The organism is uncultured Hymenobacter sp., assembly GCF_964243305.1.
GTDB lineage: Bacteria > Bacteroidota > Bacteroidia > Cytophagales > Hymenobacteraceae > Hymenobacter.
In genome coordinates, this window is record NZ_CAXTEF010000033.1 from 1 (window position 1) to 24,643 (window position 24,643).

The following is a 24,643-nucleotide window of genomic DNA, read 5'->3' on the forward strand; positions in this document are numbered from 1 at the left end:
GCGTTCATGTTGGCGCCGTCCATGTAGACGCGCCCGCCGAACTCATGAATCAGGTGGCAGATGTCGATGATGGTTTCCTCGTACACGCCGTGCGTGCTGGGATACGTCACCATCAGGCAGGCGAGGCGGTCGGCGTGCTGCTGGGCTTTTTCGCGCAGGTCGGCCACGTCCACGTTGCCTTCGTCGGAGCTTTTCACCACCACGACTTCCATGCCCGCCATCACGGCCGAGGCGGGGTTGGTGCCGTGGGCCGAGGCCGGAATCAGGGCCACGGTGCGGTGGTGGTCGCCGAGCGCCTCGTGGTAGCCGCGGATGGCCAGCAAGCCGGCGTACTCGCCCTGGGCGCCGGAGTTGGGCTGCAAGCTCACGGCCGCGAAGCCGGTGATTTCGCAGAGCCAACTCTGCAAGTCCCGGAAAATCTGCTGGTAGCCCAGCGCCTGGTCAAGCGGCGCGAACGGGTGCAGGCCGCCGATTTCGGGCCAGGTGACGGGCAGCATCTCGGCCGTCGCGTTGAGCTTCATGGTGCAGGAGCCCAGCGGAATCATGCTGTGGGCCAGGCTCAGGTCCTTGTTTTCGAGTTGCTTCATGTAGCGCAGCAGCTCGTGCTCGGCGTGATGCGAGTTGAAGACCGGGTGCGTGAGATACTCGCTCTGGCGGATGAGGCTTTCGGGCCAGGTTAGCTCCAGGGAGGGGGGTAGGGAAGCCGCCGCGGCCGTCTCCTGGCCCAGCACCTTAGCAAATACGTCCACGATGTCGGCTACGTCGTGTAGCTCGGTATTTTGGTTGAGCGAAATGCCAACCCGCACCGTGTCGAAGTAGCGGAAGTTGAGGCCGGCAGCCTCAGCTTCCTGGCGCACGGCGGCGGCCAGCTCAGCGCTTTCGAGGCGGAAATTTAGCGTGTCGAAGTAGAACTCGTTGCTCTGCTCAATGCCGAGCGTCTTCAGCTCCTTGGCCAGCACTTGCGCCAGCGCGTGCGTATTCACGGCAAACTGCCTGAGCCGCGCCGGGCCGTGATAGACGGCAAACATGCCGGCCAGCACGCTCAGCAAGACCTGCGCGGTGCAGATATTGCTGGTCGCTTTTTCGCGGCGGATGTGCTGCTCGCGGGTTTGCAGGGCCATGCGGTAGGCCTTGTTGCCGGCCGCGTCGATGCTCTGGCCGATGATGCGGCCGGGGATGACGCGCTTGAACTGGTCTTTGGTAGCGAAAAAGCCGGCGTGCGGCCCGCCGTAGCCCATCGGGATGCCGAAGCGCTGCGACGAGCCCACGCACACGTCGGCGCCCAGCTCGCCGGGCGGCGTAAGCAGCGTGAGGGCCAGCAAATCGGCGCCCATCACCACGAACACTTGATTGGCCTGCGCGCTGCTGATAAACTCCCGGTAGTCGAACACCTCCCCGTCGGCGCCCGGATACTGCACCATCGCACCGAAGTAGTCCGCGCCGTTAGCGCCGCTCAAATCGGCCGCGCGGTGGTCGCCGACCACGATTTCGATGCCAACCGGCGTGGCGCGAGTGCGCAGCAAATCGATGGTTTGGGGCAAGACCTGCTCCGAAACGAAGTACTTATGCGCCGTTTTCTTCTTGGTCTGGGCGTGCAGCATCTGCATGGCCTCGGCGGCGGCGGTGCCCTCGTCGAGCAGGCTGGCATTGGCGATTTCCAGGCCCGTGAGGTCGATTATCAGGGTTTGATAATTGATAAGCGCTTCGAGGCGGCCCTGGGCAATTTCGGCCTGGTAGGGCGTGTAGGCGGTGTACCAGCCGGGGTTTTCGAGGATGTTGCGCTGGATGACCGGCGGCAGGGTCGTGTCGTGGTAGCCGAGGCCGATGTAGCTTTTAAAGACCTTGTTCTGACTCGCAATCTGCCGGAACTTGGCCAGGAAGGCGCGCTCGCTGAGGGCGGCGGGCAGGTTCAGCTCGCGCGGCAGGCGAATGGCCGACGGCACGGTTTCTTGGATAAGCTGGTCGAGCGACTCGACGCCCACGGTGCGCAGCATGGCGGCAATGGCGGCCGGGTCGGGAGCATTGTGGCGGGCTTCAAAAACGTCGGCAGGCTGGAATTTCAGCGACATAAACGAGAGTGGTGGGGTGGCGAAAGAAGGGGTAGGACCGGCCAATGATGAGTTGCCAAACAGCAGACCAGGCAGCTTAATAAAACTTGTTTTTGGCTTTATGTAACCCTAAACAAAGGTAGGGTCAAAACGTCCCCTGGCCCGGCCCCGAACGCCTAGCTTTGCCTTGAATTCCCTACCCCCTATGCCCGCCCCAAAGTCCCTGAGCGCCGATTCCCTACCCCCCCACTCCCTGAGAATCGGCCTCATCCGCGAGGGCAAGGTGCCCGCCGACCAGCGCGTGGCGCTCACGCCCAAGAAAAGCGTGGAAGCCCAGACAACTTATCCCGGCCTGCGGGTCATCGTGCAGGGCAGCTTGGTGCGCGCCTACGCCGACCAGGAATACCGCGACCTGGGCCTGAGCGTGCAGGACGAGGTGGCCGACTGCGACGTGCTGCTGGGCGTGAAGGAAGTGCCGGTGGCGCTGCTCGTTCCCGATAAAACCTACTTTTTCTTTTCCCACACCATCAAGAAGCAGCCCGCCAACCGCGAGCTGCTGCGGGCGGTGCTGGCCCGTAATATCACGCTGATTGACTACGAGCTGCTCACCGATGCCGCCGGGCAGCGCGTGGTGGCCTTCGGGCGCTACGCCGGCATCGTGGGGGCGTATAACGCGCTGCTGACGTATGGGCGCAAACACGGGCTGTTTGAGCTGAAGCCCGCGCATCAGTGCGTCGATTTGGATGATATGCAGGAAGAATATTTCAAGGTAAAATCCCTACCCCCCCTTAAAATCGCGGTGACCGGCAGCGGCCGGGTGGCCGGCGGCGCGCTCGAAGTGCTGGATAAAATGGGCATCCGGCAAGTGACCGTGCATCAGTACTTGCACCAGGATTTTGCGGAGCCGGTGTACGCGCAGCTCCGCTCCGGGGACTACCACCGCCACCGCGACGGCCGGCCCTGGGACACGGCCGACTTCCACCAGCACCCCGCGAGCTACGAAAGCACCTTCGCCCCCTACCTGCCCCTGACCGATTTGCTCATCGCCTGCGCCTACTGGCACCCGGCCGCGCCGCGCCTGCTCAGCGAAGCCGATACCCAACGGCCGGATTTCCGCATCAACACCATTGCCGACGTGACCTGCGACGTGAACGGCTCCATCCCCGTCACGCGGCGCGCGGCCACGATTACAGCGCCAGCCTACGACTACGTGCCGGCCACGGGCGAGCTGGCGCCTGCGTATTCGGCGCCCGAAAACATCACGGTGATGGCCGTAGACAACCTGCCCTGCGAGCTGCCCCGCAACGCCAGCCGCGACTTCGGCCGGCAGCTGCTCGACCACGTGTTTCCGCACCTGCTGGCCGGCGACCCCGATGGCGTGCTGGCGCGGGCGACTATTGCCAAGGGCGGGCAATTGTGCCCGCGCTATGCGTACCTGGCCGATTATGTGGGGTAAGGGGCACCTTATCTTTACCAGGCACTTAGCCCGCTGACCATGACGCCCATCACGAACTTCTCACAACTCGACCCGAACCAGACCTATACTTATGCCGACTATCTGACGTGGAAGTTCGACGAGTTCGTGGAGCTAGTGAAGGGCCGGCTGCTGCGGCCGATGGCGGGACCAAGCCGCCGCCACCAGCGCTATTCTACTAAGTTTCTGCGACGCCTGCTGGCTTCGCTGGACGATAAGACTTGCCAGGTATATCACGCGCCCTTCGATGTGCGCCTGACCACGGGCGGCGCTAATGGGGACGAACAGATTCTGACCGTCGTGCAGCCAGATATTTCGGTCATCTGCGACCTAGGTAAGCTCGACGACCGCGGCTGTCTGGGTCCGCCCGACTGGATTATCGAAATTGTGTCGCCTGGCAATACGAGCCACGACACGAGAACGAAATTCGACCTTTACGAGGAAAGCGGAGTCCGCGAGTATTGGATAGTGTTTCCAGGCGTCAATACAGTGGCGGCTTACGTACTGGAAGGAGAGCGCTACCGGCTGGCCGCCGAATACGCGCAGCCCGGTTCTATTCCAGTGTATACACAGCCCGGCCTCACCTTGGAATGGGCCGACATTTTTGATGACGTTTAATTACTTACCCGTTCTCTATACCCCGCGCAGCACCGGGTAGCGGGCCTGCACCAGCATAAAGAGGCCGTAGGCTAGCAGGCCCGCCGCCGCCGTGCCCAGCACCCACGGCCCCATCGCGGCCAGCAGGTCGAAGGCCTCGCCGGTGCTGCCCACGGCGCCGGCCCGCGCCTGCAAGCCGGCCTGCACGAAGAAGTAGCCAATGATGCCCAGCACTACGCCCCGCGCCGTGAAGCCGACCTGGCCGGCGCGGTAAACCAGGCGCTGCTGGCCGGCGGGCAGGCTGCTGGCGTTCACATCCTTCTCGAAGCGGCCGGAGTAAGCCTTGTAGAGCTGGTAGAGGCCAACGCCGATGATGCCTACCCCCACGAGCACAATCAGCCAGTTGCCGCCGGGCCAGCCCAGCACCCGCGCCGTCAGGCTCTGCGAGGTCTGGCCGCTGCTCGCCTTGGCCTGCCCTTGCAGGGCGAGGCGAGCAGCGTACAAGGCCAAACCGCTGTAGAACAGGCCGCTGCCCACGTAGCCGAGCCGCTTGCCCAGGCCCTTGGCGCCGCCACCCTCGCTCTCGGTGTCGCGGATGGCCTGAGTAAAGCGCCAGATGATGTAGCCCAGCAGCCCTACGGCAATTAGGCCCAGTAGCACCGGGCCGCCGGGCAAGTCCTGGAGGTACTGCACGGCACCTTCCTTGTCGGTGCTGCCGCTTTGCCGCTGGCCAGCGGCGGCCAGCAGCGTCAGGATGCCCATCAGGACATAGACGATGCCGATGGCCGCAAAGCCCAGCCGGGCCAGCGCCCGGATGCCGGAGGAAGGAGTGCCGGGAACAGCGGCGCGAATAGTATCAGCAGTAGACATAAGCAAAGAAAGTAGGGGTAGGGAAACAACGCTCCTTTACCCGCTTGGGGCCGCCAGGGTTGAGGTGGCTGCCGGGCAGCAGCGGCCCATCCCCGGTTAGCGGGCCTTGAGGTGGGGGTAGTAAATCGTTTTTCTGCGATAAGCCCGCGCCCAGGCAACCAAGACCCGGCGGCCACCATCTGTCAGAAATATTTCTTTTCTTTCACCTTTTCCACTTCATCTCTTTGCCATGAAAAAGCTAGTCCTGCTGCTGCCCCTGCTGGCCCTGCTCGGAATCCCTACCCCCCGGCCGCCGCCGAAGCCACCGCGACGGCTGCCGCCTATCCTCCCACCGAGCGCCAAACCCGGCCGGTGGGCCCCTTCTCAGCCGTATCGGCCGCCGGCTCGATGCGCGTGGTGGTGCGCCAGGGCAGCCCGCAGCGCGTGGAAGTGGAGGCCTCGGCCGCCGACCAGGCCAAGGTCGAAACCGAAGTCGAAGGCGGCAGCCTGCGCGTGGGCCGGCGCCGCGAGGGCCGCAACATGTTCGGCACCGAGCGGTTTGAAGGGCCCGTGACTGTGTACGTGACGGCGCCCAGCCTGACGGCGCTCGGCGTGGCCGGCTCCGGCGATTTGAAGGTGGAGGGCCCGGTGCAGGCCGGCGACTTCCGCGTGAGCGTGGCCGGCTCCGGCAACCTGGAGCTAACCCAGCTCACGGCCCAGAAGCTGGAAACCTCGCTCGCCGGCTCCGGCAACATCCTGCTCGGCGGCAGCTGCCCGCAGCACCGCATCGGCATTTCGGGCTCGGGCAATGTGCGCGCCGACGAGCTGCGCACCGACGACACCAGCGTGCGTATCAGCGGCTCGGGCAGCGCCCGCACCAACGCCGCCAAAACTCTGGCCTCGCGCATCAGCGGCTCCGGCGACGTGCTCTACCGCGGCAGCCCGCAGGTCAGCTCCTCGAAGTCGGGCAGTGGCTCGGTGCGGCGGCTGTAGCAGATATAAATGCAGTTCAGTCAGGCCCTGGGCTACACCAGCAAAACCAATGATTGTATTGTTCTTAGGCCTGTTGTGCCTACTGCTGTGCGTACCGCGGCTGCGAACCGCCCCGCGGGCCATCGGGCTGGCGGCGCTGGTGTATGCGCTGAGCGAGCTGGCCACCATGCTGCCTGTGTGGCTGGGGCCACAGTTCAATTTTGGGTTGCAGCGCAACTGGACCGGCAAGGCGCTCAGCGTGCTGCTGTCCCTGCTCGTCATCTACGGTTTTAAGTGGGTGAGCCCGGCCGAGGTTGGCCTGAACCGGCCCCGGCCGGGCTCCTGGCGGGCCGGGGGGCCCGTCGTGCTGGGCTTCGCGGTCCTGCAAATGCTGTCCACAGCCCTGGGACCGCTGCGTCCCGCCCCATCGGTGGAGGCGTATTTATACCAGCTTACCATGCCGGGAATAGCGGAGGAACTGCTGTACCGGGGCACCTTTCTCGGCCTGCTGAGCCAGGCGTTTCCGCGTACCATTTCCTTCTTCGGCACCCGAACCAGTTGGGGCGGCTTAGTGGGGGTAGGGCTCTTTTTGCTGGCGCACGGCCTGGTTTTCGATGGTCCGCTGACCTTGCTGCCGCAAGCCCATTTTCCCTTGGGCAGAATACTCGACAAGCTCCTGTTTGGAACGTTGTTCTTATGGGTGCGCGAGCGCAGCGGCTCGTGCCTGGTCGCGATGGCCGCGCATAATCTTATGAATGTGGGCCTGCTACTGGGCACATCCCTGTCCTGAGATTAAAACCCATCGTCAAAGGTCTGCTGCTCAACTTTCCCTACGGCCGGGCGCCGGGCTTTTTCTGCCGGGCTGGCAACCTTAATCGGGCTGATGTTTTTTTAGCAAGCCCGCCCAATTCCCTACCCCTCTCACTTCTTCCGGCCCTTACCGAACAGGCGCCGGAACACGCCTTCCCTCTTGTCTTTGAGCAAAATGTAGCGCACCGAAAAGGCGCTCGGGAAGCGGCCCCAGTCGCCGTCGCCGTTGCCCAGTTCCAGGCTGGGCTTGAGGTCGAGGCTGAGCACGAAAGGCGTCAGGGCAATCTTGTACTCGGCGCCCACGATGAAGTCGAGGCCGCCGATGGCGCCGTGGTCCTGGTGGCGGCCCAGGTGGCCGCCCGCACCGAGGTAGTAGTTGAGGCTGGGGCCGAGAATGCCGAAGTGGCGCTCGACCAGTACCGTGCCGCTAAATTCGCGCGGGCCGGCCAGGGCCAGGCCTTCGAGCGTCACCTTATCGAGGACTTTCTGCTGAATGGTGAGGCCGGTGTTGTCTTTGCCGATGCGCAGGCCAGCGGCGGTGCGGTATTTCTGGGCCTGCGCGGCGCCGGCGGCTAGCAGCAACAGGAAAAAAGCAAGGGGTAGGCGCCGTCGCGGGCCGGCGGGGCGGGAGCTAATCAGCGGGAAGCGGAAGGTCATAATCTTATAGGACGAAAAAAGAACCCGGCCAGGGGCGGGCCGTTTGAACGGCGGCGGGCGGCTAATAGTCTGGCGGCGGTCTACCAACTATCCGCCACGGCTCAATACGGCGGCCCGGCGCGGGTGGTCCGCCGGCCCTCGCCGACCGGCCCTTACCTTCGCCCGCTCAAACCGGCCTGGCACCTGCCTTTCCCACCCTGCCGCGGCCCTTTCTCCTCTTCACTTGCCCGTGTACCTGCACCACGTGGCCGCCTATCTGCCGGCGGCCGTCGTCACGAACGAACACTTCACTCAGCTCAACGGCCTGTCTTCGGACTGGATAATCGAGCGCACCGGCATCCGCGAGCGCCGCCGGGCCGGGCCCGACGAGAATGGCAACACGATGGCCGTGGCCGCCACCCGCGCCGCGCTGGCTGCCGCCCCAGGGTTCGACCCGGCCGCCGTCAACCTGATTGTGGCCGGCACCTACACGCCCCACGACACCATTTTCACGGCTGCCCACGCCGTGCAGCGCGATTTGGGCGTGAACGAGATTCCGACGCTCACCATTTCGTCGGCCTGCTCGTCGCTGCTCAACGCGCTGGAAATTGTGGAAGGCTACTTTGCAATGGGTAAGGCCAGCCGGGCCATCGTGGTGGTGAGCGAGCACAACACGGCCTACAACAACGAGTCGGACACGATGGCCGGCCACCTCTGGGGCGACGGTGCCGCCGCGCTGCTGCTGAGCCGCGAGCGCCTCGGCCCCAACGACTTGCTGATAAAAACCATCCTCACCGGCGGAGCTGCCCCGGTGGGCAAGGCCGACTGCTCGGTGACGCTGACGCCGGTGCGGCAGGGCATTGTGATGCCCCACGGCCGCGACGTGTTTCAGTGGGCCTGCACCTACATGGCCCGCATCACCCAGACGCTGCTCGACCAGCACCAGCTCCGGGCCGACGACCTGCGCTACCTCATCCCGCACCAGGCCAACCTGCGCATCGCTAACAACGTGGTCAAGCAATTGGGCCTACCCCCCGAGCGGGCCGTCAACAACATCGACCGCCTCGGCAACACCGGCTGCGCCGGCGCCGCCATCGGCCTGGCCGAGGTCTGGGACACGCTGGTGGCGGGCGACAAAATTATCGTCACCGTGTTCGGCGGCGGCTACTCGTATGGCGCCATGCTGCTGGAAAAGGATTTAACAGTGAGCAGTGAACAGTGAGCAGTGAACAGTGAGCAGGCAGCCCCAGCGGGGCAGTGTATTGGTAGAAACCCTACCCCCCTGCGAACTCTGAGCCCCAGCGGGGCGAAATAATGGTTGAACGTCAACAACCGTTATTTCGCCCCGCTGGGGCTCGAACTATCCCTGCTCGTTTTTTGCTACCAATACGCCGCCCCGCTGGGGCTACCCGCCAACTGCTCACTGCCAACTGTTCACTGCTCACTGTCCATTGCTGCCGCCCGCCAACGCGTTTCTGCCCGAAATCAACTTCCAGACCAGCCGCAGCAGCGGGCCGGGCGGGCAGAACGTGAACAAGGTGGAAAGCCGCGTCGAGCTGCGCTTTGTGCTGGCTGATTCGCAGCTGCTGAGCGCCGAGCAGAAAGAGCGGCTGCAAGGCAAGCTCCGCTCGCGCCTCACGGCCGAGGGCGTGCTGCTCATCACGGCGCAGGAAGACCGCAGCCAGCTGCGCAACAAGGATATTGCCCTGCGCAAGCTGCACGAGCTGCTGCGGCAGGGCCTGCACCAGGACAAGCCCCGCAAAGCTACCAAGCCCAGCAAAAGCGCCGTGCGCAAGCGCCTGGAAACCAAGAAAAAAGACGGCGAGAAGAAAGCCAGCCGCCGCCGGGTCGAGTAGCGCAGACGTACCGTGGACTCTGCGGGTCCGCGCGTAAACGGTTCGCTCGTCACTCAAGCTATTCCAGCTGTTCCACTCGCGGACTCACCGGGTTCACGGTACAATTAGTCCGCTCAAGCATTAGCCGACCTCACAGGCGCGCCGACGCTGAAAACAGTAACTTTCAGCGATGAAGTTTTTGCTACTCAAGCTGATTTTGCTGCTGGGCCTGCTGGGGCTCCCCGGCCCGCGGCTGCGCGCGCAGCAGCTGTTTCTCAAGCAGTTCGGTGAGGCCGAGGGCCTGGGCCAGCCCCTCATCTACGCGCTGGCGCAAGACCAGTCCGGCTACCTCTGGCTGGCCACCGCCGGCGGCGTGGTGCGCTACGACGGCACGGTCTTCCGCCTCTTCACCGTCAGGGAAGGGCTGAGCGAGGACGCGGCCACCGGCTTTTCCCTGGCTTCCCCCACCAGCGCGCTCACGGTGCGCCACTCCAACGGCCGCTACTCGCGCTGGGACGGCGAGCAGTTTCGCCCTACCCCCCCTCCCGCCGCCAGCCCGGCCGCGCCGGCCGCAGCAAACACTTCGGCCACGCGGCCGGACACGGCGGCGCTGCCGGCGCTGCGGCGGCGCTTCCGCCTGCGGCTGCCCGCGCGCCTGCGCATCACCAGCCTGCTCGCCGACCGCGAGGGCAATTACTGGCTGGGCACGGCCGGTCAGGGCCTGTGGCGCCTCACCGACCCTTCCATCAGCCGAGGGGGGGTAGGAAATCAGCTGCCGCACGGCTGGACCGGGCCGGCGCCCGCGCTCAGCGCCGCGCAGCGGGCGCAGCTGCCGGCTGGCACGCCCATCACGGCCGTAGCCCGCGCCCGCGACGGCAGCCTGTGGGTGGGCACGGCCACGGCCGGGGTGTTTCAGTTTCCGCCGCCCGTGGCCGGCAGCGGCGGCGCGGCGGCCATCCAGTATTCGCAGGCTACGGGCCTGCCCTCCAATACGATATATGCTGTGCTGGCCGACCGCCGCGGCCGGGTCTGGCTGGCCGGACCGGGCACGGGGCTGGCGGTCTGGCAAAGCGGCCGGTTTCAGACCCTGCACCTGACGCCCGGCGCCCGCAACGCCACGGCCCTGGCCCAGGATGCCGCCGGCCGCGTGTGGGTCGGCACCGAGGGCGCCGGGGTCTGGTGTTTTGCCGAGGGCAAGGTCCGGCAGTTTACCACCCGGCAGGGACTCGAATCCGATTACTGCTACGCCCTGGCTTCCTACCCCCCGGCTGCCGGCCGGGCCGGGGGCGGCCTGCTGGTGGTGCACCGCCAGGGCCTGAGCCGCTTCGAGGCGAGCACCCGGATGTTTCGCCCGCTGGCGTCGGCTGCCAACCCGCTGGTGCGCGAGTGCCGGCCCCGCGCCGCGGTGGTCGACTCGGTAGGCGTGGCCTGGGTAGGCACCCGCGCCGGCGTGCTGCGCATCCTGCCCGGCGCTGCCGCCGTGCGCCGGCCGCCGTACCTGACCTGGGCCGGCGCCGAGGTCGATGGCGTGCGGCAGCTTCCCAACAGCATCGGTGAGCTGCCGGCCGGCCTTCACCAGCTGGCCTTTAGCTGGCGTGGGCTGAGCCTGGCGCCGGGCGAGGCCGTGCAGTACCAGTACCGGCTGCGCGGCTACCAGGACGACTGGAGCCTACCGGCCACGGTTGGCGAGGCCGAGTTTCCGCGCCTCGACGCCGGGCAGTACGTGTTCGAGGGCCGGGCGCGGCGGGGCGCAGGCGGGGCCTGGGCGGCGCCGGTGCGTGCCGCCTTCCGCATTGCCGTGCCGCTCTGGCAGCAGCCGTGGGTGGTGGCGACCGGGGCAGCGCTGGCTTTGGCGGCGCTGGTGGCGTTCGTGCGGATGCGCGAGGCCGCGCTGCGAACCCGGCAGCGGCAGCTCGAAAACCTGGTGGCGCGGCGCACGGCCGAGCTACAAGCCGAAAAAGTCCGCATCGAACAGCTTAATGCCGAGCTGACCGTGGCCCGCGACGCCGCCGAAGCCTCGCAGCAGGCCAAAGCGCGGTTTCTGGCCAACATGAGCCACGAAATCCGCACCCCGATGAACGCCGTCATCGGCCTGACCTACCTCTTGCAGCGAATGCCGACCACGGCCGAGCAAAGCGAGTACCTGGCCGCCATCCAGGGCTCGTCGCAGAATCTGCTGGCCATTATCAACGACATTCTGGATTCCTCAAAAATCGAGGCCGGCAAGCTAACGCTGGAGCGCGTGCCGCTGGGTTTGCGCGAGCTGCTGCAAGGGCTGGAGCGCATGTTCGCGTTTGCCACGGCGAGTAAGAGTCTGATTTTCAGATTAGAAATTGCGGAGGAGGTGCCGGCCGCCATCTTCGGCGACCCGCTGCGGTTGAATCAGATTCTGGTAAACCTGCTGGGCAACGCTATCAAGTTCACCAGCCGGGGCGGCGTGACCTTGCGCGTGGCCGCGGCGCCGGCAGACGCGGCGGCCGGGCCTGGCCGCTGGCGGCTGCGCTTCGCGGTCGAGGACACCGGTATCGGCATCGCACCGGACAAGCTGGAAAGCATCTTTGAGGATTTCGCGCAGGAAAACACCACCACCACCCGGCAGTTTGGCGGCACCGGCCTGGGCCTGAGCATTGCCCGCAACCTGGTGGAGCTGCACGGCGGCCGGCTGCGGGTCGAGAGCCAGCCGGGCGCCGGCGCCACGTTCTGGTTTGAGCTGCCCGCCGAAGCGGCCGACCCAGCCCTGCTGCCCACCGACGGGCCGACCGAGCTGGCCCCGTTTGAGCCGGCCTTGCGGGTGCTGGTGGCCGAAGACAACGAGCTGAACCAGCTGGTCGCGCGCCGCACGCTCGAAGCCTGGAACGTGCAGGTCAGCCTCGCCGCCAACGGCCGCCTGGCCGTGGAAATGGCCGAAAAAGAAGCGTTTGACCTGGTTCTAATGGATATTCAGATGCCCGAGCTGGACGGCTACGAAGCCACGCGCCAGCTGCGCCGCCGCTTCCCCGACCCGCAGCGCCTGCCCATCGTCGGCCTCACGGCCTCGGCTCTGCCCGAAGACCGCGCCCTGGCCCTGGCCGCCGGCATGAACGACGCGCTGGCCAAGCCCTTCGACCCGGCCGCCCTCTACGCCGTGCTGGCCCGCTGCACCGGCCGCGGCCCCGCCGGGGGGGTAGGGAACGCCGCGCCGCCCAACCCTGATTCAGCGACTGAAGCCACCGCGGCGCCGGCTGCCGGCGCCTTCCCTACCCCCCCTTCGCCCGCCAAACCCACCCTACCAGCAACTCAACTTCCCGCGTCTGAAGCACCCGACTGGCAGTTGCTGGAAGAGCTGGCGATGGGCAACGAAGCCTTCATAGCCCAAATCGTGAGCACGTTTCTACGCGAGGCGCCGCCGCTGCTGGCCCGGCTGGAGCAGGCTGCCGCGGTGAGCGATGCCGCCGCCCTGGCCGCAGCGGCCCACAAGCTGCGCGGGCAGGCCGCTTATTTTGGCTTGCCGGCCCTGGTCGCCCAGCTCAGTCACTTGGAGCAGCCGGCCAGCCTCGCTGCCGAGGGCGCGGCGCCGGCCGTGGCCGCCATCGGGCAGCAGCTGGCCGGGCTGTATCCGCGGCTGCGGCAGCGGCTGCCGCAGCCCGTGCCGGCCGGGTCGTAGCGCAAACCGCAAAATCTCGCTTCATAGCACTGTTGAGCTTCAGCAAGCTTGGCCAGCCAAGCAATTTCGCATAATCCGCGCTGCCTTTCTACCTTAGCGGCTAATGGCCCTACCCCCTCCTGCTCCCGCCACTCCCCTGCGCTGCCTGATTGTGGACGATGACCCGCTGGCCCGGCAGGTGGTCGAGAACTGCGTGACCAACACGGCCTTTCTGGAAGCGGTGGGCACCTGCGACAGCGCCGTGGCCGCCGCCGAGGTCTTGCGCACCACGCCCGTCGACGTGCTGTTTCTGGACGTGGAGATGCCGCTCATGTCGGGCCTGGATTTGCTCGGCACCCTGGCCCCCGACGAGGTGCCGGCCGTAGTGCTCATCACCAGCAACCCCAGCTACGCGGTGCAGGCCTTTGAATTTCACGTGGTGGATTACCTGGTCAAGCCCATCAGCTACGCCCGATTTCTGACCGCTGCCCGCCATGCGCTGGCCGCCGTGGAAGCGCGCCGCGCGCTGACCGCCGCCCCGGCGCCTACCCCCCCCACCGACGCCGAGGCCGAGTTCACCTTCATCAAGGTTGATAACAAGCTCGTGCGCGTGGCCTTCGCCGAGGTGCGCTACGTCGAGGCGCTCGGCGACTACGTGCACGTGGTGCTGGACGGGCAGAAGCTCATCGTGCACAGCACGATGCGGGCCGTGGAGGAGAAGTTTCCGGCCCGCGACTTTGCCCGCGTGCACCGCTCCTTTATCGTGAACCTACGCCACGTGCAGGCCATCGAGGACAACACCGTCGTGATGGGCAAAAAGCGCATCGCCATCGGCCAGACCTATCTGCGCGAGGTGTTGCAGCGGCTTAATAAGTTTTAGGGGGGTAGGGATTGAGCCGGCAGCTCCGGCTTCGGAGCGAACGGGCGGGCCGGCTTTCGCTCTCTTTACCGCGGCCAGTTTATATTTAACCTCAGTTCAGACTAGCGCCTGAACATGCTGATTTTAAGCACTATGCCCCAATTAAAACGGCTTGTTCCGCGGTGGCCGCACTGCCTCTTCACCTTGAGCTTGGCCGGGCTGCTGGTGCTGCTAGCCAGCCACGCAGGCCGGGCCCAAACCAGAGGCATCCCTACCCCCCCGCCGGCCCGGCAGGACCCACCGGCGAAGCCGGCGGCGCCCGGAGGAACCCTGCCGGCCAGCAAAGTGGAAGAAGCCCTGCGCCTGCTGCTGAAAGCTACCGCCCCCGACTCCACCCAAACCGGTTCGCAGCGCCCGCCGGAAATGGAGATAAATGGCCTGATACTCGACCAGACCATCACCAAGCTGGGGCGCGACTTCTACGCTCTTTTCTACGAGCAGTGGGACCCGGCGCCCAATCTGGGTGATTACACGGTCATTATTCGGGAGAAGCCGGGCCGGGGCACCAGCACGCTTATTTCGGTGGAAGTAAACGACAATGCCCTAGTCGAGCTGCCCTTATCACCTAACTATGAGGCGCTTGAGGAAGCCGCCGCCTACAGCCTGAGTTTGACCAACGACTACCTCATCAACGCCCGCAACGTCAGCCAGCAGCTCGAGCAGACCGCCGACAACCCCGGCAGTGAGGTGTATTAGGGCCTCGAAATAGCTTTCAGGCCAGCCGAACGAGGTAGAGACACAATATTTTGTGTCTCCTTGCAGTGCGAGGGGCGCAGTAATCTTACTGATTGGATTACCCTACCCCTCCCTCTGCGAGGAGACACAAAATGTTGTGTCTCTACCTCGTTCGCTGAATTTGAGATTTACTTCAAGTAGAAAGAATATTATTTTGTCATCTTTGACTTGTCTACTTCTTCTTTACAGTAATGAAAGCATTTCTACGATGGGTATTTGTGCTGCTGCTGGCCGCGGGGGCGCAGCGGGCGGCGGCGCAGGATTTGGTGTATCGAGCAATCAACCCAGCTTTTGGCGGCGACACGTTTAACTACCAGTGGCTGCTCAGCTCGGCGCAGGCCCAGAACTCCATCAAGGACCCGGACGCGCCGGCGCCGCCCGCGCCGCTCGACCAGCTCCAGCAGTTCCAGCAGAGCCTGAACCAGCAGATTCTGGGGCAACTGGCCCAGCGTCTGGTGGGCAACCAGTTTGGGCCGGGCAGCGACGCGCTCCGGCCGGGCAACTACCAGGTCGGCACCTACCAGATTGGGGTGGTACCAAACGGCACGGGCTTCTCCATCAACATCCTGGATACGAGCACCGGCAACCAAACCACGATTACCATTCCGGGCACGTGAGACCGGCGGCTATGGGCATAAACACCATTTTTCGGCGGCTCGCGGCCGGCGCGCTGCTGCTGGGCCTGAGCGGCTGCGCGGCTTATTTTCACCAGCCCGTGCGCGGCGAGCAGGCCCGCCTCGGGGCCGAGGCGCAGGCCAGCCGCCTGCTGCGCGAGCTGCCGGAGCCCAAGGAGCGCATTGTGGTGGCGGTGTACAAGTTCCGGGACCAGACCGGGCAGTACAAGCCCACTGAGGGCGGCACCAGCTTCTCAACAGCCGTCACGCAGGGCGCCACCAGCATTTTGCTGCGCGCCCTGGAAGAGTCGCGCTGGTTTACGGCCATTGAGCGCGAAAACCTGAGCAACCTGCTCAACGAGCGCAAAATCATCCGCTCCAGCCGCGCCGAGTACTCGCAGCTCACGGGCCAGCCGCAGCAGGCGCTGCCCTCGCTGCTGTTTGCGGGCGTAATTCTGGAGGGCGGCATTGTCTCGTATGATGCCAACGTGCTGACCGGCGGCGCGGGCCTGCGCTACTTCGGGGCCGGTGCCTCGGGCCAGTACCGGCAAGACCGCGTGACGGTGTATCTGCGCGCCATCAGCACCAGCACGGGCGAGATTCTCAAGACCGTGTACACCACCCGCACCATCCTCTCGCAGCAGGTGGGCGCCAGCCTGTTCCGGTTCGTGAAGTTTCAGCGGCTGCTGGAAGCCGAAACCGGCTTCACCTACAACGAGCCCACGGAAATCGCCGTCAAGGACGCGCTGGAAAAGTCGGTGCAAGCCCTCGTCTACGAGGGCATCCGGGCCGGCCTGTGGGCGCCGCGCAACGCGGCCGAGACCACCGGGCCGGGCATCAATGAATATTTCGAGGAGAAGAACGACAACCAGCAGCTCGACGTGCTGGGCCGGGTGCAGCGCGACCGCCGCGGCGCGCTGGGCCTGGGCCTGAGCGGGGCCGCCGTGCGCTACGCCGGCGACTTGCGCAACGCCCAAATTCAGGGTGGCGGCGAGGTGGCGCTCCACTACCAGGGCGCCGGGGGGGTAGCGCGGTGGTCGGCGGCGCTGCGCCTGGGGCGGTTTGGGCTGGGCGCCGGGGAGCGCTACCGCGAGCAGTTCAACTACGCCGAGTTGAGCGGGCAGTACCGGCTGTTTCCGCGCGAGCAGTTCACGCCCTACCTGCTCGGCGGCGGCGGCATCACGCTGCGCACGCCCGCCACGGGCCGCGGCGCCGCCCTACCCCACCTGATGGCCGGCGCCGGCGCCGAGTTGCTGGCTACCAACTGGTTAGGCCTCAGCCTGGACGTGGCTAACCACTACTACTTTTCCGACCAGCTCGACCGGGTGCGGCAGGGCCGCTACAACGATTTCTTCTGGAGCGCCCGCGCGGGCGTGGTGTTCTACCTGCGCCCGCCCGGCGCGCGGCCGGCGCCCGCCAGCCCTTCCCGGCCCTGATAGCTACGGGCAGCGGGAAGCTGATTTAATGAGTTCCTGAGCGTGATTTTCATTTGAACTGAACTGTGTGCACGTTAATCGTGCAATATATTACAACTATAATCTCATAAAACATGAAATTTAGGTTTGCGCTACCTTACCTTTAGCCCAAGTTCAACCCCTCCATTCCCTACCCCCTTATGAAAAGCTTTCCTGTTTTCGCCGCCGCCCTGCTGGGGGCAGCGGGTGCCGCTACGGCGCAAAGCAACACGCAGCGCGTGACGACGACGGGAACCGATAACTCAGTGACCATCGTGCAGACAGGGGTATATAACAGCTCGCAGGCCACGGTGACAGGGCAGCTAAACACGTTGACCAGCACGCAGAACGGCTCTTCCAACCGCGCTATTCAGAGCCAGACCAGCTTTTACGGCAGAGCTTCGGTGTCCCAAACTGGCAATAGCAACCAAGCAGTGCAGTCACAGAATTCAGGTCCTGGCACCAGTGTATCTATCACGCAGCTCGGCTCAGCTAATACGGCCAATCAAGTACTGGCAGGTGGTGGACAGGGAAGCGGGATTGTCATTGCTCAAACAGGCACGAATAACAGAGGCAACCAACAAGTAGAATTTTTATACGGGGGCTCCGTCAGCCTTTCGCAAACCGGTACGGGCAACACTGGGAGCCAGCAGCAAACTGGCAGCCATTACTCCTCGAAAATAGCCGCCACCCAGATAGGAAGTCACAATACGGCGACTCAGAATCAGTATACCTACTACAACACAGCTTCTGCGTCGCTGTATCAGGCCGGAAACTCGAACTCTGCCACTCAGAATCAAGACGGGGACGGGACAACTGGCGCCACGATTAGCCAAATCGGTGATGGCAATAGTGCCAGCCAGCGGGAAACCGGCAGCTTCAGAAGCGGAGGTAGTAGCGGAGTTATAGACCAGACTGGCACACGCAACCGGGCTAGTCAGAACCAATCCATTGGTTCTGCCAGTGCTACTCAAAATGGCAGCGACAACCTGATTACGCAGACGCAGCAAACCTCCTTCGGCAGTAACGCCCAGGCTTCCCAGACGGGCAACAATAACACCCTAGTGCAGTCGCAGCAGGCTGAATTTGGCCTAACAGCCCGCGCTACGCAGATGGGTAGCGGCAATAGTGGCACCCAGATACAGATTGGAGGCAACGGTTTAGCTACGCTCGACCAAACGGGCCAGCGCAACAATGTCACCCAGCGGCAGGAACAGGGCGGTAGCATTGCGGTAGCGACCACGCAAACCGGCAATGATAACCGCGCTACGCAGGTGCAAGTGATGGGTGCTGCTACGGCCACGATTCAGCAGACGGGTAATGTCAACCAGGCCGCGCAAGACCAGCGCGGTGGTAGCTATCTAACCGCCCGCATCACGCAAACGGGAGGGGGCAACGCGGCCAGCCAAACCCAGACCGGCTCCCTTAATGAGGCCACGATTGAGCAAACAGGCAACTGCCTTTCGGCCAGCCAGACCCAAACTAGTCCTGGTGGGGCCAGCTTTGCCCGCGTAATGGTGGTGCAGTCGGGCTTTGGGCAACAGGCCATCCAGGTGCAGAACGGCGGGCGCGACAACCAGGCCCTGATTGACCAGTCCGGCCTCAACAACTACGCCCGCCAGGAACAGAGCGGCGAGCTGAACTCGGTGAGCACCTACCAGGGCTTGTCGGGCAACCGCAGCGAGGTCGTGCAGGCGGGCAGCGACAACGTGCTCGTCATTCGCCAGAACCGCTAATCCCTACCCCCCCGGCCCCGACCTAACCGCCAATCGCTCCGGCGCGGCTGATTCCCTACCCCCCTTCGACATTTGTAACTCAATTCACGCTGGTTCGCTCACCCTCACTTCAACTCCCTACCCCCTTATGAAAAGCTTACCTCTGTTCGCCGCTGCTTTGCTGACCACCGGAGCGGCTACGGCCCAAAACAACACCCAGTCCGTGACGACGAGCGGCACTGACAACTCGGTGACCATCATGCAGACGGGCACTAACAACAGCTTGCGGGCGTCCGTCACGGGCGATTTCAACCGGGCGGCGGGCACGCAGAACGGCACCGCCAACCGGTCGGCCCAAACCGTGAACAGCACTTACGGCAGCGCCACCGTCTCGCAAACCGGCAGCAGCAACCAGGCCGGGCAGTCGCTGAGTTCAGGGGCGGGTTCCAGCGTGCTTATTACGCAGGTTGGCGCGGTCAACTCGGCCAATCAGGTGCACGCCGGCGGGCAGGGAACCGCGCTCACTATCTCGCAGACGGGAACTGGCAACCAAGGCACTCAGCAGCAAACCGGCAGTGCGTTTGGCAGCACGGTCAGCATCGCCCAGACCGGCACGAACAACTATTCCAGCCAGCAGCACACGGGTTCCAGCGTGAGCTTGCGGACGGCGGCGACCCAGATGGGCAGCAATAACTTCGCCGTTCAAAACCAGTCCGGCAGCTTCAACGGCGTGTTGGCCACAGTGTATCAGGACGGCCGATACAACTCGGCTACTCAGAATCAGAGCGGCGAAACCAATGGCGTGATTAGCCAGCTAGGCGAAGGCAACCGCGCCAGCCAGCAGCAGTCCGGCAGCTTCCGGCTGGGGCCCAGCAACGGTACCATTGATCAGACCGGCACCCGCAACCGGGCTAGTCAGGAGCAGTCCCTGGGCACCGCCAGCGCCACCCAGAATGGCACCGACAACCTGATTACGCAGACGCAGCGCACCACGTTCGGCAGCAACGCGCAGGCGGCCCAGACGGGCAACAACAACACCCTGACGCAGTCGCAGCAGGCTGAATTCGGGCTGGTGGCGCGCGCTACGCAGATGGGTAGCGGCAACGGCGGTACCCAGACCCAGACCGGACTGGGCGGCACCTCGGCCACGCTCGACCAGAACGGCCAGCGCAACAACGCCACCCAGCGCCAGGAGCGGGGCGAAGCCACGGTTGCCGCCACGCAAACCGGCAACGACAACCGGGTGAGCCAGGTGCAGGTGACGGCCTTTGTTAGCACGGCCACGGTTCAGCAGACGGGCAACGTCCACCAAGCCTCGCAAAGCCAGAACGGCCAGGACCTGGTCGCCACGATTACGCAAACGGGCGGGGGCCACGCGGCCAGCCAGGTGCAGACTGGCGCTCAGAATGAGGCCATTATCGAGCAAAGGGGGAACAGCAACTCGGCCAGCCAGACGCAGAGCAGCCTCGGCGGCGCCGATGTGTCCCGCGTAACGGTGCTACAGTCGGGCTTTGGGCAGCAGGCCATCCAGGTGCAGAACGGCGGGCGCGACAACCAGGCCCTGATTGACCAGTCCGGCCTCAACAACTACGCCCGCCAGGAACAGAGCGGCGAGCTGAACTCGGTGAGCACCTACCAGGGCTTGTCGGGCAACCGCAGCGAGGTCGTGCAGGCGGGCAGCGACAACGTGCTCGTCATTCGCCAGAACCGCTAATCCCTACCCCCCCGGCCCCGACCTAACCGCCAACCGCTCCGGCGCGGCCCATTCCCTACCCCCCTTGCCGCCATCGGCCGTGGCAAGGGGGGTAGGGAAATTTCCCTTTCCCGGCATTAGCTTAGCATTTCGTTAAATTGTTTACTTCCATGAAAACAAGCTTGTTGGGTATGCTGGCGGCATTTGGCCTGCTGCTGGCAGTGGCGCAGCCGGGGCGGGCGCAGGCCGCCGGCGCAACGGCGGCGGGCACGGAGCAGCAGCTTCTGGAGCAGCTTGGCGCCGCGCGGGCGGGGCTGCCCGCGCTGCCGGCCGCCTCGGCCGCGGGCAGCCTGCTGAACCTGACGCAGCTCAGCCAGCAAGGCTCGGCGAATGCCGCGCAGATTACGCAGGTGGGGCGCGGCAACAGCACCATCGTCTACCAGACCGGGACGGGCAACGTGGTGGAGAGCACCATCAGGGGCACCGGCACCAGCTCCGAAATCATCCAGAGCGGCACCCGCAACGTGGTCGACCAGCAGCTCTCGGTCGACCAGCGCCGGTACTCGGTGCTTCAGCAGGGCAGCGGCAACCAGCTCAGGCAGGTGGAAAGCGGGGCCAACGCGCCAGCCGGCTACGACGTAAAAATGGTCGGCAGCGGCATCAACCTGACCATTCAGCAGGGACAAGCCATCTACCGGCCCTAGCCGGAAGCCTGTCCACCCGACAGGGGCCGGGCTTGGAGGCTTTCCGGCTCTATCTACGTTTCGCTACCCTCACTTTATCAGCGTACTATTCGCTCAGTTTTGACCTGTCCTTCCACCTTTGGCTCCGCTCGTGCCGGAGCTTTTTGGCTTTTACTACTGCTCGTAAGCCAACTGCTGTTTTCCTGCGAAGAAACTACAGTCGAGCCGGCGCAATTCGGGTCCTTGGAGGGGGTAGTCGTGGAAAGCCGCGGCAATACGCCGCTGGCCAGCGCCGTGATTACCACCAACCCCGCCACTTCCTCTTTCCTGACCGATGCGCAGGGCCGCTTCACGCTGCCCAACCTGGCGACGGGCCGCTACACGCTCACGGTCCGCAAGACCGACTACACCACCCAGGAAACAACCGTCACGGTAGGCGAGGGCGCCCCGACGACCGTGACCGTGGTGCTGGAGCGCACCACCGGCACCAACCGCCCGCCCAACCTGCCCACCAGCCCCACGCCGGCCGACGGCGCGACGGGAGTGCCCGCCACGGCCCTGACCTTGCGCTGGCGCGTGACCGACCCCGACGGCCGCGGCGACTCCTTGCGCAGCGACGTGGTGCTCTACGAGAGCGGCTCGACCAGCCGGCAGCAGCTGCTCACCAGCTCCCCCGACACGAGCGCCACGGTGGCCAACCTCAAGTTTAACACCGTGTATTTCTGGCAGGTGACCGTGCGCGACCAAGCCGGCGCGGTGGTGCGCGGCAGCGTGTGGAGCTTCCAAACCCGGCCGCTGCCCGAAAACCGCTACCTGTACGTGCGCGAAGTCAATGGCAACACCGACATCTACGCCGCCGACACGGCCGGCGCGGCCCAGCGCCTGACCAGCTCGGTGTTCGTAGAAACGGCGCCGCGGCTCAGCCCCAACCGCGACCGGATTGCCTACACCTCCAACGCGACCGGGCAGTTTCAGCTCTACACCATGAACCGCGACGGCACCGATGCCCGGCGCCTCACCACGCTCGCCGTGGAGGGCTACTACAATGCCGGGCTGGGCTACTGCTGGTCGCCCGATGGCGCGCAGCTGCTCTACGCGCATTACGACCAGCTCTACCGCATCAACCGCGACGGCACCGGGCTGACCCTGCTGGCTACCGCGCCCAGCGGCCGGCACTTCCGCGAGTGCGACTGGACGGCCCAGGGCAACCGGATTCTGGTGCAAACCATTGGCTCCTACGCTTTTGACTCCGAAGTATACCTGCTCAACGCCGACGGCTCGAACCGCACGCTGCTGCTCGGCGACCTGCCCGGCCGCCTCGATTCACCGGGCTTCAGCCTCGATGGCCGCCAGATTTTCTTTACCCGCGACGCGGCGGAGTTCGATGATGCCGGCGGCCGGCAGCTCGACGCGCACATCTTCCTGCAAAACCTGGACGGCACGGGCCGCGTCGACCTTTCGGCGGCCAGCCTTGGCACCACGGCCGGCAAGCCCGCGGGCACCAATGACCTCTACCCGCGCATCTCGCCCGACGGCAGCCGGCTCATCTTCGTCAACACGATCAACGACAACCTGAGCCCGCCCGAGGTGCTGACGATGAGCCTGACGGGGCAAAACCGCACCCGCCTGTTTGGTAATGCGTCGTTGCCGGACTGGAAGTGAGAGAAGATTGATGCGCAATGAAGCCACTTTGATTCTATCGAAGAGCAGCTTCGTTGCTATTATGCGAGCCATTGCTTACTTCGCCTGCCTGCACCGCTCTTTTATCGTGAATCTGTGCCACGTGCAGGCCATTGAGGACAACGCCGTGCTCATTGGCAAGAAGCGCATCGCCATCAGCCAGACGTATTTGCGTGACGTGTTGCAACGGTTAAACAAGTTTTGAGAGGGGTAGGGATTGGGCGTTGCTTTGGTAAAAGCATTGAGCGTCTTTTTTCTTTTTTTATTTTACTTTTTATATAATTTATACACTCTACATATACTGAAACCTGTGCGGTTTTGGGCTTCTTTATGACTCTCTTTAATAGTATAGTATTCTCAGGGTTTGGCGCAACTGATTTTTGATTTTTTGGCTATAAATTTTCTCGTACATTTGTCCTAGCTACGACGGGTGTTGTAGTTAATCACATCTCACAGACATGAAAAATCTATTTACATCACGTGTTCTATTTGTTTCCATGTGCAGCGGCATTTTCTTTGCCTGCTCCAAGGACAAGATGGTTGAAATTGATTCAGCGACCACGCTCCAGCTTATCAAAGCTGATATTGAAAGCAATAAATCTTATAATCAGGATTTTAACCAGTATGGCTATAGTTCAGATAAATTTGCGCAGGCTGTATATGATATGCCAGTCATATTTAACAATAAGACTAGCAAAGCTAAGAATTCTGCATTAAAGACCAATATGAATATGACGCCTGAAGAATACAAGGCTCATGTACTACAAATATATGGCCCACTAGGGCATAACGCTACAGAAATCGATGAGTTGTTTAAAACCGCTCAATCAATGATTGACAAGTCTTCTAGTTACAGCAAGCTGCTTGACAATCTATCCAAAAGCGGTGTTATTCCCGAGGAGGAGAGCAAAATTTTAAAAGATTATCTAGCTCTTTTCTATTCGGAGAATGATATGGAAAGTTTCCGACGGAAAACCACTGTGTACATCCATTACGTGAATGAGTCTAACTTCACTGCTTTAGAAAAGCGGGGGATGCTTACTGTTTTTGATATTCTTTCTGATAATCAGAAGATATTTTTGGAAGGTACATACGTATTCTCCAATGCATTTTCCAAATCACGGGGAACGGCCTCATTCAAATCGTCTAATAAAACAGCTTCCTTAGCTGACATGGACACTGTATGTGGCGGGAGGATAATCATAGGTCTAGTAGGTGGAGCCATCACAGGAAATGGGATTGGTGGCCTAGTAGGAGTAGGCGCGGCATTATTTGAGAACTGGGCAGCTGGATGCTGGAATTAATAATCAAATTCTAACGCAAATGAAAAGCTTAAGTAAAATACTGTTAAAAAGCAGCTTTTTTTTCTTTTTGCTCTTTTTGACATGGTATCTTTTCCTCTTTAGTGGGCACTTGACACTTTCAGATTTAGTCAAAAAGGTAGCTGCGCCATCAATACTCACATCGCTTTGCTTAACTGTAGCTCATTTTGCTTTAGCAAAGCAAAAAGGGGTGAAATCAAATTACTCGGCATATCAAATTGCTGAGTTTAATATATTGGGAAGCGAAGTGTATCTCCCAAAAATTGCAGAAATTGCAAATAGAGATAAGAAATGGAAGCTAGTTGATTCCACCTCAGATAAGGTAGTTCTTAGAAGCCCTTTCAATTCCGCATATTCTTTTGGTGAGATTCTCACCTTAGTTAGGAGCGGGAATATTCTTAGGGTAACAAGTTCTCCTCTATTGCCTACCACCTTATTTGATTTTGGGAAAGGGCACGAAAACATCAAATACATAAACTCTATTGTAAAAAACTATATTTTGTGAGTTCTGATTTGTGACTAAAAGCCTGTAGTAGCCACTACAGGCTTTTATTTTGGTTTTATTTTTATGCAAGAGCTTACTGCCGACCAAGCCGCAAGTGGCGCCGCAAAATCTGCGGTGCGCATCACCCGGTATCGAGACTTGAAAGATGACTTAGTTGGCGCTCCCGGTACAGCGGAGCGAGAGCAGTTTGAGCTGAACTTAGAGTCTATTCCTTTGAAGATTAAAGAGTATCGCAAGCGCAACGGCCTCACCCAATTAGAGTTGGGTGTCCTGCTGGGCGTGCAGAAAACCCAGATTTCCAAGCTGGAAACCAACGCGGTTGATGTGACGCTAGCCACCCTGCTCAAGGTTTTTCATGCGCTGCACACGAAAGTGAAACTGAGCCTTACTCATCCCCTTTATAGCAGCGTGCCGCGTAGCAGCACCAGCGCCACGGTGAAATAAAAATCAGCCCCGTTACGTCCACGAGCGTGGCTACGA

22 protein-coding genes are annotated in these 24,643 nt (G+C 62.8%); 19 read left to right on the forward strand and 3 right to left on the reverse strand.

Annotated features, from left to right (window positions below; all coding sequences use genetic code 11):
- Positions 1-2,069: aminomethyl-transferring glycine dehydrogenase (gene gcvP, locus ACFE70_RS15915; RefSeq protein ID WP_375418761.1), on the reverse strand; the 2,069-nt coding region annotated here is incomplete at its 3' end.
- 184 nt (positions 2,070-2,253) lie between these two features.
- On the opposite strand from gcvP, the gene ACFE70_RS15920 reads away from it, so the two are divergent.
- A complete protein-coding gene (locus tag ACFE70_RS15920) occupies positions 2,254-3,504 on the forward strand; it encodes an NAD(P)-dependent oxidoreductase (RefSeq protein ID WP_375418762.1) in 1,251 nt (416 codons plus the stop codon).
- 39 nt (positions 3,505-3,543) lie between these two features.
- Positions 3,544-4,140 (forward strand): Uma2 family endonuclease, encoded by a 597-nt coding sequence (locus tag ACFE70_RS15925; protein WP_375418763.1) that lies wholly within the window; start codon positions 3,544-3,546, stop codon positions 4,138-4,140.
- 15 nt (positions 4,141-4,155) lie between these two features.
- Here the strand turns inward: ACFE70_RS15925 and ACFE70_RS15930 are convergent, their stop codons facing one another.
- Positions 4,156-4,989 (reverse strand): DUF1206 domain-containing protein, encoded by an 834-nt coding sequence (locus ACFE70_RS15930; protein WP_375418764.1) that lies wholly within the window; start codon positions 4,987-4,989, stop codon positions 4,156-4,158.
- 351 nt (positions 4,990-5,340) lie between these two features.
- On the opposite strand from ACFE70_RS15930, the gene ACFE70_RS15935 reads away from it, so the two are divergent.
- Positions 5,341-5,961: a head GIN domain-containing protein gene (locus ACFE70_RS15935; RefSeq protein ID WP_375418765.1), complete on the forward strand. Its 621-nt coding sequence runs from the start codon at positions 5,341-5,343 to the stop codon at positions 5,959-5,961.
- A 49-nt stretch (positions 5,962-6,010) separates the two neighbouring features.
- Positions 6,011-6,730, forward strand: coding sequence for a type II CAAX prenyl endopeptidase Rce1 family protein (locus ACFE70_RS15940; protein ID WP_375418766.1), 720 nt, complete (start codon positions 6,011-6,013; stop codon positions 6,728-6,730).
- Positions 6,731-6,861: 131 nt separating this feature from the next.
- On the opposite strand, the gene ACFE70_RS15945 is transcribed toward ACFE70_RS15940, so the two are convergent.
- On the reverse strand, positions 6,862-7,407 hold the full coding sequence (locus tag ACFE70_RS15945) for a hypothetical protein (protein ID WP_375418767.1): 546 nt from the start codon (positions 7,405-7,407) through the stop codon (positions 6,862-6,864).
- 229 nt (positions 7,408-7,636) lie between these two features.
- On the opposite strand from ACFE70_RS15945, the gene ACFE70_RS15950 reads away from it, so the two are divergent.
- The 15 genes from ACFE70_RS15950 (at position 7,637) to ACFE70_RS16020 (ending at position 24,607) form a co-directional block, all read left to right on the forward strand.
- Entirely contained in the window at positions 7,637-8,608 is a 972-nt protein-coding gene (locus ACFE70_RS15950) for a 3-oxoacyl-ACP synthase III family protein (protein WP_375418807.1), read from the forward strand.
- Between the two features lie 229 nt (positions 8,609-8,837).
- Positions 8,838-9,242, forward strand: a complete 405-nt coding sequence (gene arfB / locus ACFE70_RS15955) for an alternative ribosome rescue aminoacyl-tRNA hydrolase ArfB (RefSeq protein WP_375418768.1) — start codon at positions 8,838-8,840, stop codon at positions 9,240-9,242.
- Between the two features lie 169 nt (positions 9,243-9,411).
- Entirely contained in the window at positions 9,412-12,864 is a 3,453-nt protein-coding gene (locus tag ACFE70_RS15960; protein ID WP_375418769.1) for an ATP-binding protein, read from the forward strand.
- 103 nt (positions 12,865-12,967) lie between these two features.
- The gene (locus tag ACFE70_RS15965; protein WP_375418770.1) at positions 12,968-13,723 is read left to right on the forward strand and encodes a LytR/AlgR family response regulator transcription factor; all 756 of its coding nucleotides are present in this window, start codon (positions 12,968-12,970) and stop codon (positions 13,721-13,723) included.
- 189 nt (positions 13,724-13,912) lie between these two features.
- Positions 13,913-14,458 (forward strand): CsgE family curli-type amyloid fiber assembly protein, encoded by a 546-nt coding sequence (locus tag ACFE70_RS15970; RefSeq protein WP_375418771.1) that lies wholly within the window; start codon positions 13,913-13,915, stop codon positions 14,456-14,458.
- Between the two features lie 230 nt (positions 14,459-14,688).
- Positions 14,689-15,114, forward strand: coding sequence for a curli assembly protein CsgF (locus ACFE70_RS15975; protein WP_375418772.1), 426 nt, complete (start codon positions 14,689-14,691; stop codon positions 15,112-15,114).
- A gap of 11 nt (positions 15,115-15,125) precedes the next feature.
- Complete coding sequence (locus ACFE70_RS15980) at positions 15,126-16,547, forward strand: CsgG/HfaB family protein (RefSeq protein WP_375418773.1); 1,422 nt, start codon at positions 15,126-15,128, stop codon at positions 16,545-16,547.
- A 179-nt stretch (positions 16,548-16,726) separates the two neighbouring features.
- On the forward strand, positions 16,727-18,301 hold the full coding sequence (locus tag ACFE70_RS15985) for a beta strand repeat-containing protein (RefSeq protein ID WP_375418774.1): 1,575 nt from the start codon (positions 16,727-16,729) through the stop codon (positions 18,299-18,301).
- Between the two features lie 127 nt (positions 18,302-18,428).
- On the forward strand, positions 18,429-19,994 hold the full coding sequence (locus ACFE70_RS15990) for a beta strand repeat-containing protein (RefSeq protein ID WP_375418775.1): 1,566 nt from the start codon (positions 18,429-18,431) through the stop codon (positions 19,992-19,994).
- A gap of 149 nt (positions 19,995-20,143) precedes the next feature.
- Positions 20,144-20,677, forward strand: coding sequence for a hypothetical protein (locus tag ACFE70_RS15995; protein ID WP_375418776.1), 534 nt, complete (start codon positions 20,144-20,146; stop codon positions 20,675-20,677).
- A 99-nt stretch (positions 20,678-20,776) separates the two neighbouring features.
- Positions 20,777-22,318: a carboxypeptidase regulatory-like domain-containing protein gene (locus tag ACFE70_RS16000; RefSeq protein WP_375418777.1), complete on the forward strand. Its 1,542-nt coding sequence runs from the start codon at positions 20,777-20,779 to the stop codon at positions 22,316-22,318.
- Between the two features lie 61 nt (positions 22,319-22,379).
- Entirely contained in the window at positions 22,380-22,541 is a 162-nt protein-coding gene (locus tag ACFE70_RS16005) for a LytTR family transcriptional regulator DNA-binding domain-containing protein (protein WP_375418778.1), read from the forward strand.
- A 253-nt stretch (positions 22,542-22,794) separates the two neighbouring features.
- Positions 22,795-23,640: a hypothetical protein gene (locus ACFE70_RS16010; RefSeq protein ID WP_375418779.1), complete on the forward strand. Its 846-nt coding sequence runs from the start codon at positions 22,795-22,797 to the stop codon at positions 23,638-23,640.
- 19 nt (positions 23,641-23,659) lie between these two features.
- Positions 23,660-24,163 (forward strand): hypothetical protein, encoded by a 504-nt coding sequence (locus ACFE70_RS16015; protein WP_375418780.1) that lies wholly within the window; start codon positions 23,660-23,662, stop codon positions 24,161-24,163.
- A gap of 63 nt (positions 24,164-24,226) precedes the next feature.
- Positions 24,227-24,607, forward strand: a complete 381-nt coding sequence (locus ACFE70_RS16020) for a helix-turn-helix transcriptional regulator (RefSeq protein WP_375418781.1) — start codon at positions 24,227-24,229, stop codon at positions 24,605-24,607.
- Positions 24,608-24,643: the final 36 nt, after the last annotated feature.

Excerpts from the sequence above, each read along its gene's own strand:
- ACFE70_RS15920 (WP_375418762.1), top strand. The coding sequence starts at position 2,254 with ATGCCCGCCCCAAAGTCCCTGAGCGCCGATTCCCTACCCCCCCACTCC.
- ACFE70_RS15925 (WP_375418763.1), top strand. The coding sequence starts at position 3,544 with ATGACGCCCATCACGAACTTCTCACAACTCGACCCGAACCAGACCTAT.
- ACFE70_RS15930 (WP_375418764.1), bottom strand. The coding sequence starts at position 4,989 with ATGTCTACTGCTGATACTATTCGCGCCGCTGTTCCCGGCACTCCTTCC.
- ACFE70_RS15940 (WP_375418766.1), top strand. The coding sequence starts at position 6,011 with ATGATTGTATTGTTCTTAGGCCTGTTGTGCCTACTGCTGTGCGTACCG.
- ACFE70_RS15945 (WP_375418767.1), bottom strand. The coding sequence starts at position 7,407 with ATGACCTTCCGCTTCCCGCTGATTAGCTCCCGCCCCGCCGGCCCGCGA.
- ACFE70_RS15960 (WP_375418769.1), top strand. The coding sequence starts at position 9,412 with ATGAAGTTTTTGCTACTCAAGCTGATTTTGCTGCTGGGCCTGCTGGGG.
- ACFE70_RS15965 (WP_375418770.1), top strand. The coding sequence starts at position 12,968 with ATGGCCCTACCCCCTCCTGCTCCCGCCACTCCCCTGCGCTGCCTGATT.
- ACFE70_RS15975 (WP_375418772.1), top strand. The coding sequence starts at position 14,689 with ATGAAAGCATTTCTACGATGGGTATTTGTGCTGCTGCTGGCCGCGGGG.
- ACFE70_RS15980 (WP_375418773.1), top strand. The coding sequence starts at position 15,126 with ATGGGCATAAACACCATTTTTCGGCGGCTCGCGGCCGGCGCGCTGCTG.
- ACFE70_RS15985 (WP_375418774.1), top strand. The coding sequence starts at position 16,727 with ATGAAAAGCTTTCCTGTTTTCGCCGCCGCCCTGCTGGGGGCAGCGGGT.
- ACFE70_RS15990 (WP_375418775.1), top strand. The coding sequence starts at position 18,429 with ATGAAAAGCTTACCTCTGTTCGCCGCTGCTTTGCTGACCACCGGAGCG.
- ACFE70_RS15995 (WP_375418776.1), top strand. The coding sequence starts at position 20,144 with ATGAAAACAAGCTTGTTGGGTATGCTGGCGGCATTTGGCCTGCTGCTG.
- ACFE70_RS16005 (WP_375418778.1), top strand. The coding sequence starts at position 22,380 with ATGCGAGCCATTGCTTACTTCGCCTGCCTGCACCGCTCTTTTATCGTG.
- ACFE70_RS16010 (WP_375418779.1), top strand. The coding sequence starts at position 22,795 with ATGAAAAATCTATTTACATCACGTGTTCTATTTGTTTCCATGTGCAGC.
- ACFE70_RS16015 (WP_375418780.1), top strand. The coding sequence starts at position 23,660 with ATGAAAAGCTTAAGTAAAATACTGTTAAAAAGCAGCTTTTTTTTCTTT.
- ACFE70_RS16020 (WP_375418781.1), top strand. The coding sequence starts at position 24,227 with ATGCAAGAGCTTACTGCCGACCAAGCCGCAAGTGGCGCCGCAAAATCT.